The sequence below is a fragment of the Burkholderia reimsis genome (genome assembly GCF_003294055.1).
GTDB lineage: Bacteria > Pseudomonadota > Gammaproteobacteria > Burkholderiales > Burkholderiaceae > Burkholderia > Burkholderia cepacia.
The window spans coordinates 53,279-74,803 of sequence record NZ_QMFZ01000023.1; the positions used below are offsets into that span (position 1 = coordinate 53,279).

Here is a 21,525-nt window from a genome sequence, read left to right on the forward strand (position 1 = left end):
CGGCCGCCTGTATGGTTGTTCGAATTCTCGTTGGCCCGCGACGCACGCGCGGTTGAACCGGATCGTCGTCCGGTTCTGCCTGTTATACGACCCATGTGCACGCTTGCCAAACTCCGGCACTAGGCGTGCGGCTCCAAACGGCGGCGCGCGTGCGGCGCAGGCAGGGAAGGGCCCGCGCACGCCGATTGAAACATGCGGGAATGGCCGGATCGGCCCGCGCGGGCGGCAGGTTTGTCAGACGGATGGCGTGCCGTGACGAGGACGGGCATCGACGCTGCGGGTTCGCAACAAATGTTGCGTCGCAATATGCGGAGCGGGATGGTGACCCATGTCGCTTGCTTCGACGTTACCAATATTACGGTTCATTACGCCTTTCATGATGAAATGCAAGGGTCCCGACCTGCGGCTGCCTCGTGCCGCAAGGCGACTGGCGCCAGGTGTCGAATGAAGTCGTCGCGGAGGTCGTCCGGTTGCCGCATCGATGCGCCGATGCTGCACCTGCACACGGGGGCGCCGCATGGCCGCCCGCAGTGCCTGCCGCCTTTCGATTCGCGCTGCCATTTGAAAATTACGATTTGACTCATGCCCCGCTTTCGGTTGAAGCTAGTAGCTTGCTGTCCGAAGGGTGTGCCTGCATGAGTTCGACCTTGACCGTTCGTCGTATCGTTGCCGACCAGGGCGGCGTGTATCGCGAACTCCGCGCTGCATCGCTGCGCGAGCCCTACGCGCCCGGCGAAGCGCCTGAGGCCGAATTGCTGAACGTCGAAACGGACGCAGCGTCGGCGATCGCCGCGCTGCGCGCCGTGTCCGACGAGTCGACGACTTTCCTGCTGTATACCGAAGGCCATCCGGCCGGCATGATCGGCGCGTATTTCGACAATACGCCCGATCGGCGTGCGTTCGTCAGCGAGCTGTGGGTCGCGCACGCGGTGCGCCATCTGCGCGGCGGCGTGCTGCTGCTGGAGACGGCCACCGCCTGGCTCGCCGAGCGCGGCGCCCAGGACGTCTACGCGTGGATTGCCGATGCGAACCGCAACGCGATCCGCTTCTACGAGCGCGCGGGCTTCGGCAACACCGGCGAACACGCGCCGATCGCGCGGATGCCCGGCGCGATGAAATCGCTGTACGTTTCGCAGGTGAAACACTGACGCGACGTCAGAACGCGGGCCGCGCGGCGCGATGAAGGTCCGGTCGCCCGCTTGCCAGCCCGCTTTCCGGTTGCGCGCCCGCCCGGTGCGCCGCAACCCGGTTCCCCAAAAATAATGGCCGCGCGCGTGGACGCCTGTAAAATACGCAAAAAATTTTTGCAGAGTGTCCATGTCGCTTAAAAAATCGCCATTCTTCGAGCTGCGCAGCGGATCGGTCGATACGTTGCTGTTCACCGTGAAGACGACCGATCTCGATGCGTTGCGTACCGAACTGGTCAAGCGCTTCGAAGCGACTCCCGAGTTTTTCGCCGACGATGTCGTCGCGATCGACGTCCGCCGCCTGGCGGACGGCGAACGCGTCGCGCTGGCGGACATCCGCCAGATGCTGAACGACGTGCGGATGCGCCCGGTGGGTGTCGTGGCGCTGGCCACGCAGGGCTGGGCGGGGGAAGCCGGCCTGCCGTTGCTCGAGGCGCGCGATCGCCGCGTGCCGGCCGCGAAACCGGCCGAGGGCGCGGAAGCGTCGCCGGTCGCCGAGGCCGTCGTCGCTGCGGCAGCCGCGGTGGCGCCCGAGCAGGCGTCCGAGCCGGTGCCGGTGTCGAACCAGCCGGGCGGCCAGACGCTCGTGATCGACCGGCCGTTGCGTTCGGGGCAGCAGATTTACGCGAAAGGAGACCTCGTGGTGCTCGCGCCGGTCAGTCACGGCGCGGAGATCATCGCGGAAGGCAATATCCACATCTACGCGCCGTTGCGCGGCCGCGCACTCGCGGGCGTGCACGGCAATCACGACGCGCGCATTTTCTGCACGTGTCTCGAGCCGGAACTGATTTCGATCGCGGGTATCTATCGGACAACCGAGAACCCGTTGCCCGCCGATGTACTGGGGAAAGCGGTGCAGATCCGGCTCGAAGAGGAAAAACTGATGATCGAACCGCTGCGCCTGACGTAATACACGCGGTGCGCTCCGGATCGATCGGCTCTCATTGACGAACACAGGGTATTGGGTAAATGGCAAAAATCATCGTGGTGACCTCGGGCAAGGGCGGCGTGGGCAAGACGACGACGAGCGCGAGCTTTGCGTCCGGTCTCGCGCTGCGCGGCCACAAGACGGCCGTGATCGACTTCGACGTCGGCCTGCGCAACCTCGATCTCATCATGGGCTGCGAGCGCCGCGTGGTGTACGACCTCGTGAACGTGATCCAGGGCGAAGCGAACCTGAACCAGGCGCTGATCAAGGACAAGAAGTGCGAGAACCTGTTCATCCTGCCGGCGTCGCAGACGCGCGACAAGGATGCGCTCACGCGCGAAGGCGTCGAGAAGGTGCTGAACGACCTGGCCGCGATGGACTTCGAATACATCGTCTGCGATTCGCCGGCCGGCATCGAGGCGGGCGCGCTGCACGCGATGTACTTCGCGGATGAAGCGCTGATCGTCACGAACCCGGAAGTGTCGTCGGTGCGCGACTCCGACCGCATTCTCGGCATCCTGTCGTCGAAGACGAAGCGTGCGACCGAAGGCAAGGATCCGATCAAGGAGCACCTGCTGATCACGCGCTACAGCCCGAAGCGCGTCAGCGAAGGCGAGATGCTGTCGCTCGAGGACATCAGCGAGATCCTGCGCATCAAGCTGATCGGCGTGGTGCCCGAGTCGGAAGCCGTCCTGCATGCGTCGAACCAGGGCCTGCCGGCCGTGCATATCGACGGCACCGACGTGGCGGAAGCGTACAAGGACGTCGTCGCGCGCTTCCTCGGTGAAGACAAGCCGCTGCGCTTCACCGATTACCAGAAGCCGGGCCTGCTGCAGCGCCTCTTCGGCAGCAAGTAACGGAGGCCGTCAATGTCCATCCTTTCGTTTCTCCTCGGTGAGAAGAAGAAGTCCGCATCGGTCGCGAAGGAGCGCCTGCAGCTCATCATCGCGCACGAGCGCGTCGGCGGCCGCCCGCCGGCCGATTACCTGCCGGCGCTGCAGAAGGAGCTGGTCGCGGTCATCTCGAAGTACGTCCATATTTCGAACGATGACATCCGCGTGAGCCTCGAGCGCCAGGACGATCTCGAAGTCCTCGAAGTGAAGATCGAGATCCCGCAGGCCTGAGTGCTTCCTGTGTCCCTCCGCACGGCGGCAGTCGCCGCCGCGCGCGTCTTACGCCCTGTTGCACTTTCGGGCACGCCGTAACACGGCGCCTGTCGGCCGTTATCGCTCCTCCCGCATTGAACGAATACGCTCGCGTAACTTGTTCAACCTGGAGGTTGTGATGGCTGTCTCTACTGTTCAACGTCGTATCGCTTCGCTCGCCCTGCTTGCCGCGAGCCTGTCAGCCGTCGTCGCGCCGCTTGCCGCGCATGCGGACGAGATTCTCGTCGGCACACCCGTGATCGCGCCGCAGGGCCGCGTGGTCGTCGCCGAGCCGGTCGCCGTGCGCACCGAGGAAGTCGTCATCGTCGCGCCGAATGCGCCGCCGCCGGTGCGCTACGAGGTCGTGCCGTCCGCGCGCGTGGGCTATGTGTGGGATCGCGGGCACTGGCACTGGGAGCATGGCCGCTACGTGTGGATCGGCGGCCACTGGGAGGCCGAGCGCGTCGGCATGCAATGGGTGCCGGGCCATTGGGACCAGCGCGGTCCGAACTGGTTCTGGACCCGTGGCCACTGGGCGTGATGGAGGCGGGCGATGAAAAGAACCGCAATCGCGATCGCGCTCGTCGCGATCACGCTGGCCGGGTGCATCGTCGTGCCGGCGCGGCCCGTGTACTACCGGCCGGCACCCGTCGTGATCTACTGAGCGTCGCGCGGGCCGGGCTGCGCCGCGTCGTTGGTCCCGGCCGCGGCCGGCTCGTCGTCGTGCGGCGCGGGCGCATCGGTGGCGCCTTCGGTCGGTGCGGTGGCGGGCGGCACTTCACCACCTTCGTCGCGCAGCGTGTCGAGCGGGTCGGCGGGCGCGGCGGCCGCATCCTGCGGCTCGGTGACGCCGGTTGCCACCGTCGTGCTCGCTGCGGCTGCCGCGGCCGGTTCCGCGGCCGCGACGGGCGGCGCGAGATAGCGCAGCGCGAGCGTCTCGTAGAGCGGCGGCGCGAAGAAGCGCGATACGCGGCTCGACACCAACGCGGTGGCCATCAGCGAAATCACGAGTGCGTGACCGTTGATCATCTCCATCACGATCACGAACGACGTGATCGGCGACTGCGTGACGGCCGCCATGTAGCCCACCATCGCGAGCGCGATCAGCATCGGCAGGCTCATGTTGCTGAACACGACGTGCAGCAGGTTGCCGAACCCTGCGCCGATCGACAGCGACGGGGCGAAGATCCCGCCGGGGATGCCCGGCAGGTACGACGCGACCATCGACACCATTTTCAGGAACGGGTAGAACACCGACAGATGCTGGCTGCCGTCGAGCAGGCCGCGTGCTTCGGCATAGCCGCTGCCGAAGGTCGTGCCGCCCGATACGAGGCCGACGACGGCGATCGCGAAGCCGCACAGCGCGGCGAACGCGATCGGCCGCTCGCGATACAGGCCCAGCAATCGCGCGGGCAGCCAGCGCCCCGTGTTGAGCAGCAGCCAGCAGAACAGCCCGCCCGCGATCCCGGTCACGATCGCGGTGACCAGCACGGCGAGCGCCAGCAGTTTCGGGAAATGGGGGCCGGCATCGATCGTACCGAAATACGTGTAGTTGCCGTTCAGGCCGAGCGCGACGACGCCGGCGAGTATGATCGCGGTGATCAGCACGCCGCTGGCGCGCGCGGAGAAGCTGCGCGTCAGCTCCTCGATCGCGAATACGATCCCGGCGAGCGGCGTATTGAACGCGGCCGACAGCCCGGCCGCCGCGCCGGCGAGCACCAACTGGCGTTCGATCTGCGCGTTCGAGCGCGGGTAGAAGCGCCGCAGGTTGAACATCAGCGCCGCGCCGACCTGCACGGTCGGCCCTTCGCGGCCGATCGTGAAGCCGCCCAGGATGCCGAGGAACGACACCAGCACCTTGCCGAACAGGATGCGCAGCGTCAGCAGCCGGGAGCCGAACGCGCTCGGGCGCGCATGCAGCGTCGCGATCACCTGCGGGATGCCGCTGCCCTCGGCGCCGCGGAAGAAGCGGCGCGTGATCCATACCGACACGGCGGCGATTGCCGGCGTCAGCAGCAGCGGCAGCCACGCGGCGTGATCGCGCATCGTGCGGAAGCTTTCGTAGCCCCAGTCGATCAGTCGCGCGTAGAGTACGGCCGCGAGGCCGACGACAATCGCGCCGAGCCAGAAAACGCCGTACTGGCGCCAGATTCTCAACGAGCGACGGGTGAGGGCGGGAAACAGGGCGGGAAGGGCGGCAAGAGCGGGGCGTGGCATCGGCGGGGCCATCGGGCAAAGGAGACATTATAAAAAGGAACCGGGGTCGCACAGTGGGCGACAGGGTTTCGCAAGCTTGTAGCATTTCGTTGCAAATGTAATTCAAGAGTAATGTTCGCGGCGGGTATCCGTCGTTAGCATCCCAAAATGGCTGGCTATTCCCCGCAAACGTGAAACGCATCCTCATCGTGAAAGTGACGTCGCTCGGCGATGTCGTCCAGACGCTGCCTGTCGTGGCGGATCTGCATCGCGCCTTTCCCGGCGTAACGGTCGACTGGGCGGTGGACGAATCGTGCGCGGAGGTCGTGCGCTGGCATCCGGGCGTCAGCCGTGTCCTTTGCGCGCCGCTGCGCCGTTTCAAGAAGATGCGCAATCGCGGCGACCTGAAGGCGATCTCGGCGTCGATCGGCGCGCTGCGGGAGCACCGCTACGATGCGGTGATCGACCTGCACGGCGTCTACAAGAGCGCGATCATTTCGGTGCTGGCGCGCGCCGCGCGCCGCATCGGCTACCAGACGCAGGATCTCGGCGAAACGGGCGCCCGCTTCGCGTATTCGCATCGCTTCGGCCCGCGGCCGGACTGCGATGCGTGGCACGGGATGCGCGTGAGCGCGGGCGAGGCGCTCGGTTACGCGCCCGAGGGCATCGCCACGTACGGTATCGTCCCGCCGCAGGACGCGAACCTGCCGACGGCCGTGACCGACGGCGCACCGTTCATGCTGTTGTTCCATGCGACGTCCAACCCCGACAAGAAATGGCCGGCCGATCACTGGGCCGCGCTCGCCACGCAGATGATGGCGCGCGGCGTGCGCGTGCTGCTGCCGTGGGGATCGGCTGCCGAGCACGACGACGCGCAGGACATCGCCGCACGCGCGCCGGGGGCGGTCGTGCTGCCCGCGATGACGGTGCGCGAACTCGGCGCGGCGCTTGGCCGGGCTGCGCTCGTGGTGGGGGTCGATACGGGATTCGTGCACATGGCGCACGCGTTGCAGCGGCCGACCGTGATGATCTTCGTTGCGACGTCGCGGCACCATTGCGGGATCGGCGGCGCGCCGAATGCCCTGTCCATCGGCGAGCCGGGCACGGTGCCGTCGGTCGGGGAGGCGCTGGACGCGATCGGTGCGGTCTGCCCGGCCTACGGCGCGCTGCGCGCGCGACTGACCGCCTGACGAAGCGGGGCGGGCCGGTTCAGGCGAGCAGCGCCTCGACCGTGACGACGGCGGCGATCGCCGCCAGGTTCGCCAGCAGCGCCTCGAACACGAGGCCGCGCCACGTCTTCGGCCGGAAGCGCAGCGCGAGCAGGAGCGCGCCACCGAGCGCAAGCGCGAGGATCAGGACGAGATCGGCATTGCCGAGGCGGATGTTCATGGCGGCGGCTCCATCGGGGCGGGATCCCGGGCGCGCGGCGGCGCACCCAGGATCGAGTATAGGCAGCGCCGGCCACCGCACAACCCGGGTCGCCCCGGAGACTCAGACGAGCGACGCGTCGCGCGTTTCACGCATCAGCAGCACGCCGATCAGGCTGATGGCCGCCGCAACCGATACATACCCGCCGACCCACGACAGCCCGCCGCGCGCCGCCAGCAGTTGCGCGATGTACGGCGCGATCGACGCGCCGAGGATCCCGCCGAGGTTGTACGCGACCCCCGCGCCCGTATAGCGGACGTTGGTCGGGAACAGTTCCGGAAGCAGCGCGCCCATCGGCGCGAACGTCACGCCCATCAGGAACAGCTCGATCGTCAGGAACAGCGCGACGAGCGGCATCGAGCCGCTGCCGAGCAGCGGTTCCATCGCGAAACCCGACAGCAGCGCGGCGATCGCGCCCACGACCAGCACCGGTTTGCGGCCGAAGCGATCGGATGCCCACGCGGACAGCGGCGTCGCGAGTCCCATGAACACGACCGCGAAACACAACAGGCCGAGGAAGCTCTGGCGCGGAATATGCAGCGCCGACACGCCATACGACAGCGAAAACACCGTCGAGATATAGAACAGCGTGTAGCAGACGACCATCGCGAGCGCGCCGAGCAGCGTCGGCTGCCAGTGTTGCGTGACGAGGGTCGCGACCGGCACGCGTACGCGCTCGTTGCGATCGAGCGCGGCCTGGAACGCGGGCGTTTCGGTGATCTTGAGTCGCACGTACAGGCCGAGCGCGACGAGCACCGCGCTGACCAGGAACGGGATGCGCCAGCCCCAGCTGCGGAACTGCTCGTCCGACAGCGACAACGCGAGCGCGAAGAACAGGCCGTTCGACATCAGGAAGCCGACCGAGGGCCCGAGCTGCGGGAACATGCCGAACCAGCCGCGCTTGCCCTGCGGCGCATGCTCGGTCGCGAGCAGCGCGGCGCCGCCCCATTCGCCGCCGAGGCCGATCCCCTGGCCGAAGCGCAGCACGCACAGCAGCACCGGCGCGAGCGTGCCGATCGCGTCGTAGCCGGGCACGAAGCCGATTGCGGTGGTGGATACGCCCATCACGAGCAGCGACGCGACGAGCGTCGATTTGCGCCCGATGCGGTCGCCGAAGTGCCCGAACAGGAACGAGCCGATCGGGCGCGCGATGAATGCGATGCCGAACGTGACGAATGCGGACAGCGCCTGTGCGGTCGCGGAGCCGTGTGGAAAGAATACGGGGCCGATGACGAGCGCGGCAGCCGTTGCGTACACATAGAAATCGTAGAACTCGATCGCGGTGCCGATGAAGCTCGCGAACACGATGCGCCGGTGGCTGACGGCGCCGGCCGAACCGGTTGCGTGTGCAACGGTCGGTGGGGATGCGGACATGGATGTCTCCGTTTTGTCGTTAGGGCGGTCGGCTGGGCGTGCGGTCGGACAGGCGGACGCCTGTCGTGGGGCAGCCGAGCGGATGATGCGGTAGCGGCGTGGACGCGCGCCGTGGCGCGGACGTCACCCGCCGGTCGACGATGGAGACGGGTACGTCGCCGCCGCCCGGTGCCGGCGTGGTCGGCTCGCATGCCGGGTGGGGCGCACGAACGCGCGCGCGGCGTGATGGCCGCGCGATTGCGGAAAATTATAGCCAGCGCTGCCGCGCACCGGCAATCGCGGTGCGGCGGGCCGGTCAGTCGATCGATTGCGCCTGCGCCGACGCGGTGCTTTGCAGCTGGAAGTGGCCGTCGTCGTTGAAGAGCCAGCCTTCCATCATTTCGAGCCGGCCGTTGCCGTCGAGCAGCCGCGACGGTGGCGGCGGCAGCGGTGCCGAGCGGCGCAGCGACGCGAGCGCGAGCGCTTCCGCTTCGCTGTCGCCGTTGCTGCGATAGACGGACGCGTTGACGAGCCGGCCGCTGCCATCGACGGTGAAGGCCACGACGACGAGCGAACGGAGCATGGCCTGCGGCGTGCCGTGCAGCATGTCGGACGGATTGCGTTCGGCGACACGCTGCGCGATTTCGACGCGGTATTGGTCGAGGCTGCCACTGCGTGTGATCGACGGAATCGTCAGGATCGAGTGCAGCGACGGAGGCGGCGTGATCGTGCACGCCGCGAGCATGGCGACGACGGCCAGTGCAACTGCACGCAGCCGGTCGACGCGCGAACGGGAAAGGGGGCGCATGGGAGGCTAGCCAGAAGTGACTATAAAAAAATGATAGGCGCACGGGCGCGAGCCGGCATCGGGAGAAACACATAACGGGCGATGCCGGGTGTCGCGATCGCTGATGGCGAGGCAGCGTGCGCCCGCGTATCGCGATGTGACGTGACATGTGACGGCACGCTCGCGCGGCTGTTGCACGTGCGTATCCCGGTGCGCGTGTTGCACGGTTGAAAGCAAGGCGAGGAACGCGACCGGCGCGCAGGCGCTCGGCGACGGTTCGGCAGCGCGCATCGGTTGCCGCGGGCTGCACCGCGGCGGATGCCCGCGCAATCGTCAGCGACGCGTGCCGCCCGGTTCAGAAACCGTGCGTGACGAGTGACAGGACCGACAGGTCGGGGTGCGTGCCGTCGATGATGCTCTTGCCGACATGCACGGCTTCGTGGACGGCTTCATCGAGGCTTGCGAAGCTTTCCTCGCCGTCCGCATGGAACGGTACCGCGTGGCCGGGTAACGCGGGATTCGCGCCGGGATGGCATACGTAGCCGGTGTAGGTGTAGCGCGTGTCGCTGCCGGGCACGGCAGCCGGCACGACATGGACCTCGAAGCCTTCGTAATCGACGTGTTCCGTCGGTATCGACAGTTCGGTCATGGCGATCTCCGTGTACCGCACGCAGGGGTGGCGCGCGCGGCATCGAGTACGCGGCGGCGGTCGTGTCGCCGTGTTGATCGAATTCTAGGTGATCGAGCGGCTGGCCGGGAGGCTTCCGGCGCGCTGCGGCGCGATGACGGGCTGCTGCCCGTGCCGGTGGCTCGGATGCCGCGCGAGAGCCCGGCGCGAACGCACGTGCCGTTTCGACGAACGGGTTCGTGCGCGGCGCTGCATCATTGTTTGCAGCGGGCGTCCTTGCGCTGCACGACGATGATCACCGGGTATTTCTGGCCGTGGTCGAGCTCCACGCGTGCCACGACGGTGAGCGTCGCCGGATCGGAGTCGTCGTACACGCTCACCTGTTCGTTGCGCAGGTAGGTCACGCCGGTGCAGTTCGACGTGCGTCCGTCGTCACCCACCTTGCACTGGAGGTCGTTGTCTTTCAGGTAGTTGTACGGCGACGGGCTCGCGAGGTATTCGCTCAGGCCGCGCGGCGAGCCGCCGACGCCGGACACGTATGCGATCGCGCACGACGCTTGCGCGGCGCCGCCGGACGCGGTGTCGGCTGCCGCGTGCGTGCTGACGGCCGCGAGCAAGGCGACGAGCGACGAGACGATGAGGGGCTTCATGACGAGGGTTTCCCGTTTCGCGAATCGGAGCGCCGGATTGTAACGGCATCCGGCGGGATGCGTCGGAACGTGGGGGAAAGCCGTACGGGAACCAACAAAAAACCCCGTCATTCGCTGAATGGACGGGGTTTGGCAAACTTCCTGGCGGAAGCGGTGAGATTCGAACTCACGGACAGTTTCCCGTCGCCGGTTTTCAAGACCGGTGCCTTAAACCGCTCGGCCACGCTTCCACACGAGGCGGCATTGTAACCGAAATGCCGCGATCTTCATGCCCTCAATCGTCGCGCAGGAACAATTCCTGCAGGTCGTTGAGGAAACGCTGGCCGAGCGGCGTCGGCGCGATCTGCGCGAAATCGCGTGCGATCAGCCCGCGCCGTTCCGCTTCCTGCAGTGCCGGCTCGATCGTGCTCATCGGCAGGCCGGTGCGCTCGGCGAAGCTGTGCACGGGGAAGCCCTCGACGAGCCGCAGCGTGTTCAGCATGAACTCGAACGGCAGGTCGCGCGCGCCGACTTCACGCTCTTCCTGCACGGCCGTGCCGGCCATCGCCTGCTCGATGAAGGTCGCCGGATGCTTGTAGCGTGCCTGCCGCAGGATCCGGTTCGGGAACGACAGCTTCGTGTGCGCGCCCGCGCCGATCCCGAGATAGTCGCCGAAACGCCAGTAGTTCAGGTTGTGCTTGCACTGATGATTCGGCTTCGCATACGCAGACACTTCGTAGCGCCCGTAACCGGCCTCGGCCGTACGTGCGTGAATCCATTCCTGCATGTCGGCCGACGCGTCGTCGTCGGGGACGACCGGCGGGAACTTCGCGAACAGCGTATTCGGCTCGAGCGTCAGGTGATACAGCGACAGATGCGGCGGCGCGTACGACAGTGCGGTTTCGATGTCGGTACGGCATTCGTCGAGCGTCTGGTTCGGCAGCGCGAACATCAGGTCGAGGTTGAAGTTGTCGAAGTTCTTCGCGGCGATCTCGACGGCCGCGCGCGCCTGCGCGGTGTCGTGAATCCGGCCGAGCGCCTTCAGGTGCGTTTCGTTGAAGCTCTGGATGCCGACCGACAGGCGGTTCACGCCGCTCGCGCGGAACTGCGCGAACTTCGCGGCCTCGAACGTGCCCGGATTCGCCTCGAGCGTGATCTCGGCATCGGCGTCGAGCGGCAGCAGCGCGCGCACGTCGGACAGCAGCCGGTCGAGGCCGGCGGCCGACAGCAGGCTCGGCGTGCCGCCGCCGATGAACACCGTATGCACCTGCCGGCCCCACACGAGCGGCAGCGCCTGCTCGAGATCGGCGCGCAGCGCGTCGAGATATTCGGTTTCCGGAAACCGTTCGCCTTTCCACTCGTGCGAGTTGAAATCGCAGTACGGGCACTTGCGCACGCACCACGGGAAATGCACGTACAGCGCGAGCGGCGGCAGCGACGTGAGCCGCACCTGGCCGGGCGACGTGAAGGTCGCGACGACGCGTGCGCCGGTTTCCGCGGCCTGGCTCATGCAACCTCCCGCAGCGAAGGGGTATCGGGCATGCTCATGCTTCCTCCGCGAGCCGCGCCAGCAGCGCCTTCAGCGCCAGCGCACGGTGGCTGTGCGTGTTCTTCACGGCTGGTTCGAGTTCGGCGGCCGTCGCGCCGAGCGACGGCAGATAGAAATACGGGTCATAGCCGAATCCGTGCTCGCCGCGCGGGGTATCGACGATCTCGCCCGCCCAGCGCCCTTCGGCGAACAGCGGCTCGGGGTCGTCCGCATGGCGCACGAGCGCGAGCACGCAGCAGTAGTATGCGCGCCGGTCGTCGACGCCGCGCAGCTGCTCGACGAGATACGCGTTGTTCGCCGCATCGCCCTTGTCGCGGCCCGCGCGCTGCGCATAGCGCGCCGAATAGACGCCCGGCGCGCCGCGCAGCACGCGCACGCACAGGCCCGAATCGTCGGCGATCGCCGGCAGCCCGGTGAGCCGCGACGCGTGACGCGCCTTCGTCAGCGCGTTCTCGATGAAGGTGCCGAACGGCTCGTCCGCCTCGGGCACCGCGAGGTCGCCCTGCGGGACGATCTCGATGCCGACCGTCGAGAACAGCGCGGTGAATTCGCGCAGCTTGCCGGCGTTGTTCGACGCGAGGACGATGCGCGACAGCGGCGCGATGGTGTGGTCGTCCGGCATGTCAGGCGCCCAGCACGTCTTTCTGAAGCTGCACAAGTTCGGCGATTCCGCCTTGCGCGAGGTCGAGCAGCGCGTTCATCTCGGCGCGCGAGAACGGCACGCCTTCCGCCGTGCCCTGGACTTCTACGAAGCCGCCGGCGCCGGTCATCACGACGTTCATGTCGGTGTCGCAGCGCGAATCTTCCGCGTAATCGAGGTCGAGCACGGGCGCGCCTTCGTACACGCCGACCGAGATCGCGGCGACGTGGTCGGTGATCGGCGAGCGTGCGAGCTTGCCGGCCGCGATCAGCGTCGACACGGCGTCGTGTGCGGCGACGAACGCGCCGGTGATGCTCGCCGTGCGCGTGCCGCCGTCGGCCTGGATCACGTCGCAGTCGATGTGGATCGTGCGCGGGCCGAGCGCCTCGAGGTCGAACACGGCGCGCAGCGCGCGGCCGATCAGGCGCTGAATTTCCTGCGTGCGGCCGGTCTGCTTGCCGCGTGCGGCTTCGCGGTCGCTGCGCGTGTGCGTCGCGCGCGGCAGCATGCCGTATTCGGCGGTCAGCCAGCCTTGCCCGCGGTCGCGCAGGAAATCGGGCACGCGTTCGGAGACGCTCGCGGTGCAGAGCACCTTGGTGTCGCCGAATTCGACCAGCACCGAGCCTTCGGCGTGTTTCGTGTAGTGGCGCGTGAGGGCGACCTTGCGCAGTTCGTCGGCGCGGCGGCCGCTCGGGCGGGAAACGGAGGACGTCATGTGGGAATCGCGGAACGAGAGGAAACCCCGATTTTAGCGCCGAACGGCGGGCTTGCCCGGCGGGGTGGTTCCCAAAAATGGGATAATGCGCGCTTCCCGCCCCGCGCTTTCCGATGCGCCGGGCGCCTCGACATATCCCCGCCCGCGAGGGCACCCAGACGGCGAGACGAACCATGATCTACAGCATGACGGGCTACGCGAGCGCGACGCGCGAACTCGCGACGGCCACCGGTAACGGCGGCACCAGCGTGTCGGTCGAACTGCGCACCGTGAACTCGCGCTTCCTCGACCTGAATTTCCGGATGCCGGACGACGTGCGCGCGTGCGAACCCGCGCTGCGCGAAATGCTGATGAACAAGCTGTCGCGCGGCAAGGTCGACATCCGCATCAACCTGCAGCGCGGCGAGCAGAGCATCGGCGCCGGCGCGCTGAACCAGTCGGCGCTCGGCCAGCTCGCCGAGCTCGAGCGCTCGGTGCTGGACACGTTCCCGGGCGTCGGCCGCCTGCGTGCGGGCGAGATCCTGCGCTGGCCCGGCGTGATCGCCGAAAGCGGCGTGTCGGCGGAAGCGATCCGCGACGCGGTGCTCGCGTGCGGCAAGGAAGCGATCGGCGAGCTCGTCGTCGTGCGTTCGCGCGAAGGCGCGCAACTGGCGACGATGCTGCTGTCGAACGTCACCGAGATGGAAGCGATCGTCGCGCGCATCACGCCGCTCGTGCCGGAGCTGATCGCGAAGCATCAGCAGAAGATCGTCGAACGGCTGCAGGAAGCGCTCGGCATCGCGGCGCCCGAAGGCGGCGCGACGATCGTCACGCGCGAGGAAGCCGCGGAGCGCATTCGTCAGGAAGTGACGATGTACGGGATCCGGATCGACATCGCGGAAGAGCTGTCGCGTCTCACCGCGCACCTGAACGAAACGCGCCATGTGATCGAGAAGGGCGGCCGCGTCGGCAAGCGTCTCGACTTCATGATGCAGGAACTGAATCGCGAAGCGAACACGCTCGGCTCGAAGGCGGCGGCGAAGGAACTGGCCGACGCATCGATGGCGCTCAAGCTGTTGATCGAGCAGATGCGCGAGCAAGTGCAAAACCTGGAGTAACAGCAACATGACCGAATCCACCCGCGACGTCCACGCGTCGCATTCGCTGCACGGCGGCGTCTATCCCGGCAACCTGTTCATGGTCGTCGCGCCGTCGGGCGCCGGCAAGTCGACGCTCGTGAATGCGCTGCTGTCGAAGGACAACGACATCTGCCTGTCGATCTCGTATACGACGCGCAAGCCGCGCCCGGGCGAGCAGGACGGCCGGCACTATCACTTCACGACGGTCGAGGATTTCCGCGCGCGTCACGCGGCGCATGAATTCCTCGAGAGCGCGGAAGTGCACGGCAACTACTACGGCACGTCGCGCGTCTGGATCGAAGAGCAGATGAAGAACGGCCACGACGTGCTGCTCGAGATCGACTGGCAGGGCGCGCTGCAGGTGAAGAAGCAGTTCCGCAACGCGGTCGGCATCTTCATCCTGCCGCCGTCGCTCGACGCACTCGAGGACCGCCTGAAGAAGCGCGGCCAGGACGAACCGAACGTGATCACGCGCCGCCTGCTCGCCGCCGGCAGCGAGATCGCGCACGCGTCGGAAGCGGAATACGTGGTGATCAACGAGAATTTCGAGCGTGCGCTCGCGGAGCTCGAATGCATCGTCGCGGCCACGCGTCTGCGCTTTGCTTCGCAGTACGCGCGACACACGGAGCTGTTCATCGAGCTCGGCATCCATCTGCCCCACGCGGAATGACGCGGGGGACGAGGGACATAAGGTAGAATAAGGACTATATTCAGAAGGAATTACCAACATGGCTCGCATTACCGTCGAAGACTGCCTGAAGCAAATCCCGAATCGCTTCGAACTGGCGCTCGCCGCCACCTATCGCGCGCGGCAGCTCGCGCAAGGCCATACGCCGAAGATCGAAAGCCGCGACAAGCCGACCGTCGTCGCGCTGCGCGAAATCGCTGCCGGCCAGGTCGGCGTCGAGATGCTGAAGAAGGTGCCGGTGTAACGCGCATCCGGCCCGTTCCAGCCATGTAATCCACGCGCGCAACGACTCGACCTGGAGGCGAATATGAGCACCACCCCATCGTCCGCCTCCGCGGATTCGACCACCGAAGCCACGGCCCAGTCGCCTGCGCGCCAGTACATCGACGCGGTCCTCGAACAGTCCTTCCGGCATCTGTTCGGGCCGACCGCCACACCGGAGCAGCCGCGCAAGCACGGCGTCGTTTCGATCGCGAAACTGACGGCCGTGCTGGCCGAGTATCTCGCCCCGGAAGAAATCAAAGAGGTCAAGGCGGCGTTCCACTTCAGCGACGAAGCCCACCTCGGTCAATATCGCCAGAGCGGCGAACCCTACATCACCCATCCCGTCGCCGTCGCGGAAATCTGTGCCGGCTGGAAGCTCGACGCGCAGGCCGTCATGGCAGCGCTCCTGCACGACGTGATGGAAGACCAGGGCGTGACCAAGAGCGAGCTGGCCGAACGGTTCGGCCCGAAGGTCGCCGAACTGGTCGACGGCCTGTCGAAGCTCGACAAGATGGAGTTCCGCAGTCGCGAGGAAGCGCAGGCGGAAAACTTCCGCAAGATGCTGCTCGCGATGGCACGCGACGTGCGCGTCATCCTCGTCAAGCTCGCCGACCGCCTGCACAACATGCGTACGCTCGGCGCGGTGCCGATGGAAAAGCGCCGCCGCGTCGCGCGCGAGACGCTCGATATCTACGCGCCGATCGCGCACCGCCTCGGGTTGAACAACACGTATCGCGAGCTGCAGGACATGAGCTTCGCGAACTTCAACCCGCATCGCTACGCGACACTCGAGAAGGCCGTCAAGGCTGCGCGCGGCAACCGCCGCGAAGTGATCAGCAAGATTCTCGAGGCCGCGCAGCGCGCGATGGCCGACGCGAAGATCGACGCCGAGATCACCGGCCGCGAAAAGACCATCTACAGCGTGTACCGCAAGATGCGCGACAAGCAGCTGTCGTTCTCGCAGGTGCTCGACGTGTACGGTTTTCGCGTCGTCGTCGACAGCCCGCTCGACTGCTACACGTGCATCGGCGCGCTGCACGCGCTGTACAAGCCCGTGCCCGGCAAGTTCAAGGACTACATCGCGATCCCGAAGATCAACGGCTATCAGTCGCTGCACACGACGCTCGTCGGTCCGTTCGGCGCGCCGATCGAGTTCCAGGTGCGCACGCGCAAGATGCATGAGATTGCCGAGGCGGGGGTCGCCGCGCACTGGCTGTACAAGAACGGCAGCGCCGATCTCAGTGACGTGCAGAAGCGTGCCCACCAGTGGCTGAAGTCGTTGCTCGACATCCAGAGCGAAGCCGGCGATTCGAGCGAATTCCTCGAGCACGTGAAGATCGACCTGTTCCCCGACGCGGTCTACGTGTTCACGCCGAAGTCGAAGATCATGGCGCTGCCGCGCGGCGCGACGGCGCTCGATTTCGCGTATTCGATCCACAGCGATCTCGGCAACCAGTGCGTGGCCGTGAAGATCAACAACGAGCTGCTGCCACTGCGCACCGAGCTGAAGAGCGGCGACATCGTCGAGGTGATCACCGCGCCGTATTCGAAGCCGAACCCCGCATGGCTCGGCTTCGTGCGTACCGGCAAGGCGCGCTCGGCGATCCGTCACTACCTGAAGACGATGCGCCTGAACGAGTCGGTGCAGCTTGGCGAGCGGCTGGTCGACCAGAGCCTGAAGGGCTATGGTCTCGCGCTGGCCGATGTCGAGCCGGAGGTGTGGGAGAAGCTCGTGCAGTGGACGGGCAACAAGAGCCGTCAGGAAATCTTCGCGGACATCGGCCTCGGCCGTCGCGTTGCCGCAGTGATGGCCAAGCGCATCGAGGTGTTGATGAGCGGCCGCGATGCGGACGACGATCTGCCGAAGTCCGAGCGGCATCCCGCGCACCATGCGCCGCCGGTCGTGATTACCGGCACCGAGGGGATGTCCGTGCAGTTGTCCGCGTGCTGCCGGCCGATTCCGGGCGACGCGATCATGGGCTACATCGGCATCGGCCTGGGGATGGCGATTCATACGACCGATTGCCGCGTGGCGCAGCGGATTCATCGCCGCGATCCGGGCCGCTGGATCGACGTCGAATGGGCGCCGCAGCCGGGCCGCCTGTTCGATGTCGCGGTGAAGGCGCTCGTGAAGAACACCAAGGGCATCTTTGCGCGCGTGGCGGCGGACATTACGTCGGCCGACGCGAATATCGTGCATATCGCGATGGACGAGGATCTGACGCACGAATCGACGGTACTGCGCTTCGTGATCCAGGTCAGCGACCGCGTGCATCTTGCGAACGTGATGCGGCGCGTGCGGACCAATCCGGACGTGATGCGGATCATGCGCGAGCGTTCGACCGACGACGGCGCGCACGCGCGCCATGACGGCGGCATGCGGATCGAGCGCGAGCGGCAGGATTATTGACGCTTGCCGGAGCACGAGCGGGCGATTGATCGACGGCGGCCAATATGGCCGCCGTTTTCATTAGTGCGGCACGAAGGGCGAACGTGCGGCGTGGCCTGGACAAGGGCGCCTGTAAGCGGGCCGTGTCGTAAGCAAGGGAAGGGGAGGCGGAAAAGAAAAAGGGCTTTCCCGGAGGAAAGCCCTTTTAAGGTGGCGCGGCTGGCAGGATTCGAACCCACGACCCCTTGGTTCGTAGCCAAGTACTCTATCCAACTGAGCTACAGCCGCACGCAAAACGGTACTGCTTGACTGTCGGAACCTTCTGCGATGGGAAGGCCCCCAAAAAAGTGGCGCGGCTGGCAGGATTCGAACCCACGACCCCTTGGTTCGTAGCCAAGTACTCTATCCAACTGAGCTACAGCCGCACGCAAAACAAAACTTCTACTGCTTCGAACTGAAAGGGCCTTCGGTTCGGAAGGCCCTCGAAAAAAGTGGCGCGGCTGGCAGGATTCGAACCCACGACCCCTTGGTTCGTAGCCAAGTACTCTATCCAACTGAGCTACAGCCGCACGCAGAAGCGAAATTATAGCAGGGTTGTATAAAAAGGGAAGCCTTATTCGCGAATTGTTCTGCGCGGCCTTGCCGGGGCCCCCATCGTGTACCCTTGGAGCATCAGTCATCCACGTTGAACCTGCATCATGAACAAGGCGTTTGTCAAAGAGTCGGACGGCGACGACGACGATCTCGACCAGGCCCAGCCGGCGATTCCGGCGGGCGCGAAGAACTACATCACGCCGGCCGGCCACAAGCGGCTGAGGGACGAACTGCTGAACCTGATCGACGTCGAGCGTCCCGAGGTCGTGCGGCTCGTGTCCTGGGCCGCATCGAACGGCGACCGGTCGGAAAACGGCGATTACATCTACGGCAAGCGGCGGCTTCGCGAGATCGATCGCCGCATCCGCTTCCTGACGAAGCGGCTCGATCTTGCCGAAGTCGTCGATGCGAGCCGGCAGGAGAATGTCGACCAGGTGTTTTTCGGTGCAACGGTCGATTACGAGACGCCGGACGGCGAGGATCATACGATCACGATCGTCGGGATCGACGAGGTCGATCTGGATCGCGGCTGCGTCAGCTGGATTTCCCCGGTCGCGCGTGCGCTGATCAAGGCGAAGATCGGCGATACCGTCATGCTGATGACACCGGCCGGCCCGCAGCCGATCGACGTGCTCGACGTTCGCTACCCGCCGCGGGACAACGCCTGAGCGATACCCGGCGCAGTCCGGCAAAGAAAAAGCGCCCCGACGGGGCGCTTCGTCATCCGGCGTGCAGCGGATGTGCCGGTCGCTCAGAAGCGATGGCGCATGCCGGCCGTGACCGCGATCTGCTTGTTGGTCGATGACGCGGCGCCCAGCCCGTTGATGTTGGCGCCGAGGTCGAGGCCGTCGTTGTTGACCTTCTGGAACTCGCCCTGCAGGTAGACGTCGGTGCGCTTGGACAGCGCATAGTCGGCTTGCAGGTTGAACTGGTGCCAGGTCGGCTTGTCGCCGGCCAGGCGGCCCTGCGTGTACGTGTAGGAGCCGGCAAGCGACAGCGCCGGAGTCAGCGCGTAGCGGCCGTTGAGTTCGTAGTTGCTGAAGCGCGCGGTTCCGCCGAGGCCCGTAATGCCACCGGACACGCCGGACTGCCCCGCGCTGATTGCACGGATGCCGGTGAGGCGCGTCTGCGTGAACACGAAGCCGACCGTGGCCGGGCCGAACCCGTAGTTCAGGCCGGCGCCCCAGGTGCGCTGCACGCGCGAGGCGAAGGTCCAGTCGCCGGTCACCGCGCCCGGATCGGTCGCTGCCTGCGCGAGCGCGTTCACGTCGCTGTTCAACTGCAAGTAGGCCGCGGCGAAGTTGAAGCCCAGGTAGCTGTACGACACGCCGCCGCTATAGGCGCGGTTGTTCGCGAAAGACGTCGAGTTCGAGAACCCGTACAACGCACCGAACTTGAGGCCGCCGTAGTTCGCGCTCTGATATTTGACCGAGTTGTTGATCCGGAACGAGTTGTTCAGGTTGTCGTTGTCGAACGGGTGGGCGAACTGCGTGCCGCCGTACTGGGTGCCGGTCAGCGACAGCGGCCCGAGATAGTCGACGACGCTGTCGTACTGCCGGCCCAGCGTCAGCGAACCGTAGCTGTCGTGTGCGAGGCCCACAAACGCTTGCCGGCCGAATTCGCGGCCGTTCTGCTTCAGCGCGCCGTTATTGATGCCGAAACCATTTTCCAGCGTGAAGATCGCTTTCATGCCGCCGCCGAGATCTTCGGTGCCGCGCAGGCCCCAGCGGCTGCCGTTGACCGAACCGCTCGTTTCCTGCCAGGCGCTGTGGCCGTGCTGATTGTTCGTGTAGGTGATGCCGGCGTCGATCAGGCCATAGAGCGTGACGCTGCTCTGGGCATGGGCTGCCGTAACGAATACACCCGACAACGCGGTGACGATCAGGGTTTTTTTCATGGATCTGTCTCCAAACAGGATGATGTCGATCGAACCTGCCGCGGACTGGCATGTTTTGCTTGACGCTGCGGCCGATCCGGCAGAGCGGCGGTGCGGTTTTCAAAAAGCCATCTGCAGTGTAAGGAGTGCGCGCAGCGGGGGAGGGATGCGCTTTAAGCAATAATGTATTTTGGAATCCGCAAAGATCGTCGGGCTAGTGCAAACGGTTGTCCAGCAAGGGTTTGCGGCGATGCAGCGAAAGAAAATGGCCCTCAGGACTGCGTAACGGATGTTGCGCGATCGCGACAGGAAATCAGCGGCAGGCGACGGCGGTCATAGCGCGATTATTGACACATCGGCAATAGAGGTTTGTGTGGAGCATGGATAATGAAAGGTTGTTCTCTCGCTATACTGCGATCTCTGCTTTCCGAAGCAGACTTTTTCGTTGACGGAAAAGATCTCCAAACCTTTGTCGGCGCGACTTCCCAGTCGCGCTTTTTTTTTGCCCCGCCGCAGCGCACTACTGCGTGTACGAGCGCCGCTTGCGCTTGGCCGCAGGCGCGGCCTCCTCGGCTTCGTTCGGGGGCGGCGTGTATGTCCAGTCTTCCATCACGTAGTGACGGGCATCGAGAGGCGATGCAAGCAGGTTCTGCCAGTGATCGCCGTGCCAGGTCGTATCGAACTCGGTGTCGCACGGCGCTTCGCGCGCGGACTCTGCCAGAGCGCGGGACTTGCGGCGTACGCGCCCGAGTCGGCTCGCGAAGCGCTTGATTCCGTCCAGCCACATGACCTTCTCCTTCCTTCCGGCATTGGATGAGCATCGCAATGTCCCCGCATTTCCGCAACCCGGAAAAAACCCGAGGATTTTACCGAGGCGATTTGTCCCCGGTAGAAATTTCAGGGTCGAGATTATTGGAACTCTCGCCCCGGTAATGTTGACAGGTTTTTGACTCGAATCAATTAATAAAGGGCGATGGTGTACCGATTCCAATGGCATTAGCACTATTTTGATAAAACGATCATCAAAAATTTTCTTGACGCACCCGGATTGTCCAATTTATAAAGTGAGCACTCCGTCCTCGGGCGGCGTGCTGGTGCTGGTGCAGTTGCTGGCGCGATGTTTCGGGATTTCGGGAAACGGCTATAAAAATAGCTTTTTTGATCTAATCGAGTGGGGAACGAAGACATGGATACCGGTATCGTGAAATGGTTTAACGATGCTAAAGGTTTCGGCTTTATTACGTCGGACAATGGTGGTGAAGATTTGTTTGCGCACTTTTCCGAAATCAAGATGGACGGCTTCAAGACGCTGAAGGAAAACCAGCGTGTTTCGTTCGACGTGAAAGTCGGGCCGAAAGGCAAGCAGGCAGCGAATATCCAGGCGGTCTGACGCGCCACGCATTGCCGATCA

23 protein-coding genes and 4 tRNA genes are annotated in these 21,525 nt (G+C 65.6%); 12 read left to right on the plus strand and 15 right to left on the minus strand.

Features of this window, described 5'->3' with window-relative positions; genetic code table 11:
* The first annotated feature begins 635 nt into the window (after positions 1-635).
* The 5 genes from DPV79_RS24635 (at position 636) to DPV79_RS24655 (ending at position 3,801) form a co-directional block, all read left to right on the plus strand.
* A complete protein-coding gene (locus DPV79_RS24635) occupies positions 636-1,148 on the plus strand; it encodes a GNAT family N-acetyltransferase (protein ID WP_165843559.1) in 513 nt (170 codons plus the stop codon).
* Positions 1,149-1,317: 169 nt separating this feature from the next.
* Positions 1,318-2,097 carry a septum site-determining protein MinC gene (minC, locus tag DPV79_RS24640; RefSeq protein WP_048024177.1) on the plus strand — a complete coding sequence of 260 codons (780 nt, stop codon included), beginning with the start codon at positions 1,318-1,320 and terminating at the stop codon, positions 2,095-2,097.
* Between the two features lie 59 nt (positions 2,098-2,156).
* Positions 2,157-2,972 carry a septum site-determining protein MinD gene (gene minD, locus DPV79_RS24645; RefSeq protein WP_042978309.1) on the plus strand — a complete coding sequence of 272 codons (816 nt, stop codon included), beginning with the start codon at positions 2,157-2,159 and terminating at the stop codon, positions 2,970-2,972.
* A gap of 12 nt (positions 2,973-2,984) precedes the next feature.
* Entirely contained in the window at positions 2,985-3,239 is a 255-nt protein-coding gene (minE, locus tag DPV79_RS24650) for a cell division topological specificity factor MinE (RefSeq protein WP_006486661.1), read from the plus strand.
* A gap of 160 nt (positions 3,240-3,399) precedes the next feature.
* A complete protein-coding gene (locus DPV79_RS24655) occupies positions 3,400-3,801 on the plus strand; it encodes a YXWGXW repeat-containing protein (protein ID WP_113046700.1) in 402 nt (133 codons plus the stop codon).
* Positions 3,802-3,917: 116 nt separating this feature from the next.
* On the opposite strand, the gene DPV79_RS24660 is transcribed toward DPV79_RS24655, so the two are convergent.
* Positions 3,918-5,477, minus strand: a complete 1,560-nt coding sequence (locus tag DPV79_RS24660) for a chloride channel protein (protein ID WP_059590404.1) — start codon at positions 5,475-5,477, stop codon at positions 3,918-3,920.
* A gap of 170 nt (positions 5,478-5,647) precedes the next feature.
* Between DPV79_RS24660 and waaC the strand changes: the two genes are divergently transcribed.
* The gene (gene waaC / locus DPV79_RS24665) at positions 5,648-6,646 is read left to right on the plus strand and encodes a lipopolysaccharide heptosyltransferase I (RefSeq protein ID WP_113046701.1); all 999 of its coding nucleotides are present in this window, start codon (positions 5,648-5,650) and stop codon (positions 6,644-6,646) included.
* A 19-nt stretch (positions 6,647-6,665) separates the two neighbouring features.
* Here waaC and DPV79_RS24670 read toward each other — a convergent pair whose 3' ends face one another.
* From DPV79_RS24670 to rph, 9 genes are all read right to left on the minus strand, one after another.
* Entirely contained in the window at positions 6,666-6,845 is a 180-nt protein-coding gene (locus DPV79_RS24670; RefSeq protein ID WP_021164136.1) for a hypothetical protein, read from the minus strand.
* A 102-nt stretch (positions 6,846-6,947) separates the two neighbouring features.
* Positions 6,948-8,258: an MFS transporter gene (locus DPV79_RS24675; protein ID WP_021164135.1), complete on the minus strand. Its 1,311-nt coding sequence runs from the start codon at positions 8,256-8,258 to the stop codon at positions 6,948-6,950.
* A 295-nt stretch (positions 8,259-8,553) separates the two neighbouring features.
* A complete protein-coding gene (locus DPV79_RS24685) occupies positions 8,554-9,045 on the minus strand; it encodes an energy transducer TonB family protein (protein ID WP_113046702.1) in 492 nt (163 codons plus the stop codon).
* Between the two features lie 334 nt (positions 9,046-9,379).
* On the minus strand, positions 9,380-9,673 hold the full coding sequence (locus tag DPV79_RS24690) for a hypothetical protein (RefSeq protein WP_027788108.1): 294 nt from the start codon (positions 9,671-9,673) through the stop codon (positions 9,380-9,382).
* A gap of 233 nt (positions 9,674-9,906) precedes the next feature.
* On the minus strand, positions 9,907-10,302 hold the full coding sequence (locus tag DPV79_RS24695; protein ID WP_113046703.1) for a hypothetical protein: 396 nt from the start codon (positions 10,300-10,302) through the stop codon (positions 9,907-9,909).
* Positions 10,303-10,444: 142 nt separating this feature from the next.
* Positions 10,445-10,532: transfer RNA gene (locus DPV79_RS24700), tRNA-Ser, on the minus strand.
* Positions 10,533-10,576: 44 nt separating this feature from the next.
* Positions 10,577-11,791 (minus strand): radical SAM family heme chaperone HemW, encoded by a 1,215-nt coding sequence (hemW, locus tag DPV79_RS24705; protein WP_059498438.1) that lies wholly within the window; start codon positions 11,789-11,791, stop codon positions 10,577-10,579.
* A gap of 34 nt (positions 11,792-11,825) precedes the next feature.
* A complete protein-coding gene (gene rdgB / locus DPV79_RS24710) occupies positions 11,826-12,452 on the minus strand; it encodes an RdgB/HAM1 family non-canonical purine NTP pyrophosphatase (protein WP_021164128.1) in 627 nt (208 codons plus the stop codon).
* Position 12,453: 1 nt separating this feature from the next.
* Complete coding sequence (rph, locus tag DPV79_RS24715; protein WP_021164127.1) at positions 12,454-13,185, minus strand: ribonuclease PH; 732 nt, start codon at positions 13,183-13,185, stop codon at positions 12,454-12,456.
* A 173-nt stretch (positions 13,186-13,358) separates the two neighbouring features.
* Here rph and DPV79_RS24720 point away from each other — a divergent pair, with 173 nt between their 5' ends.
* The 4 genes from DPV79_RS24720 to DPV79_RS24735 all read left to right on the plus strand — a co-directional run bounded on the left by DPV79_RS24720 (position 13,359) and on the right by DPV79_RS24735 (position 17,665).
* Positions 13,359-14,282 (plus strand): YicC/YloC family endoribonuclease, encoded by a 924-nt coding sequence (locus tag DPV79_RS24720; protein WP_021164126.1) that lies wholly within the window; start codon positions 13,359-13,361, stop codon positions 14,280-14,282.
* Positions 14,283-14,289: 7 nt separating this feature from the next.
* The gene (gene gmk / locus DPV79_RS24725) at positions 14,290-14,973 is read left to right on the plus strand and encodes a guanylate kinase (RefSeq protein WP_113046704.1); all 684 of its coding nucleotides are present in this window, start codon (positions 14,290-14,292) and stop codon (positions 14,971-14,973) included.
* Positions 14,974-15,031: 58 nt separating this feature from the next.
* Complete coding sequence (gene rpoZ, locus DPV79_RS24730; protein ID WP_006025620.1) at positions 15,032-15,235, plus strand: DNA-directed RNA polymerase subunit omega; 204 nt, start codon at positions 15,032-15,034, stop codon at positions 15,233-15,235.
* 63 nt (positions 15,236-15,298) lie between these two features.
* The gene (locus tag DPV79_RS24735; RefSeq protein ID WP_021164124.1) at positions 15,299-17,665 is read left to right on the plus strand and encodes a RelA/SpoT family protein; all 2,367 of its coding nucleotides are present in this window, start codon (positions 15,299-15,301) and stop codon (positions 17,663-17,665) included.
* Positions 17,666-17,855: 190 nt separating this feature from the next.
* Here the strand turns inward: DPV79_RS24735 and DPV79_RS24740 are convergent.
* From DPV79_RS24740 to DPV79_RS24750, 3 genes are all read right to left on the minus strand, one after another.
* Positions 17,856-17,932 (minus strand) — tRNA-Arg (locus DPV79_RS24740).
* A gap of 60 nt (positions 17,933-17,992) precedes the next feature.
* Positions 17,993-18,069, minus strand: a tRNA-Arg gene (locus tag DPV79_RS24745).
* Between the two features lie 67 nt (positions 18,070-18,136).
* A tRNA-Arg gene (locus DPV79_RS24750) sits at positions 18,137-18,213 on the minus strand.
* A 129-nt stretch (positions 18,214-18,342) separates the two neighbouring features.
* Between DPV79_RS24750 and greB the strand changes: the two genes are divergently transcribed.
* Positions 18,343-18,906, plus strand: a complete 564-nt coding sequence (greB, locus tag DPV79_RS24755; RefSeq protein ID WP_021163929.1) for a transcription elongation factor GreB — start codon at positions 18,343-18,345, stop codon at positions 18,904-18,906.
* Positions 18,907-18,989: 83 nt separating this feature from the next.
* On the opposite strand, the gene DPV79_RS24760 is transcribed toward greB, so the two are convergent.
* The gene (locus tag DPV79_RS24760; RefSeq protein ID WP_021163930.1) at positions 18,990-20,135 is read right to left on the minus strand and encodes a porin; all 1,146 of its coding nucleotides are present in this window, start codon (positions 20,133-20,135) and stop codon (positions 18,990-18,992) included.
* 499 nt (positions 20,136-20,634) lie between these two features.
* Positions 20,635-20,901, minus strand: a complete 267-nt coding sequence (locus tag DPV79_RS24765) for a hypothetical protein (RefSeq protein ID WP_048024307.1) — start codon at positions 20,899-20,901, stop codon at positions 20,635-20,637.
* Between the two features lie 399 nt (positions 20,902-21,300).
* On the opposite strand from DPV79_RS24765, the gene DPV79_RS24770 reads away from it, so the two are divergent.
* Complete coding sequence (locus tag DPV79_RS24770; protein ID WP_011351289.1) at positions 21,301-21,504, plus strand: cold-shock protein; 204 nt, start codon at positions 21,301-21,303, stop codon at positions 21,502-21,504.
* Positions 21,505-21,525 lie beyond the last annotated feature (21 nt).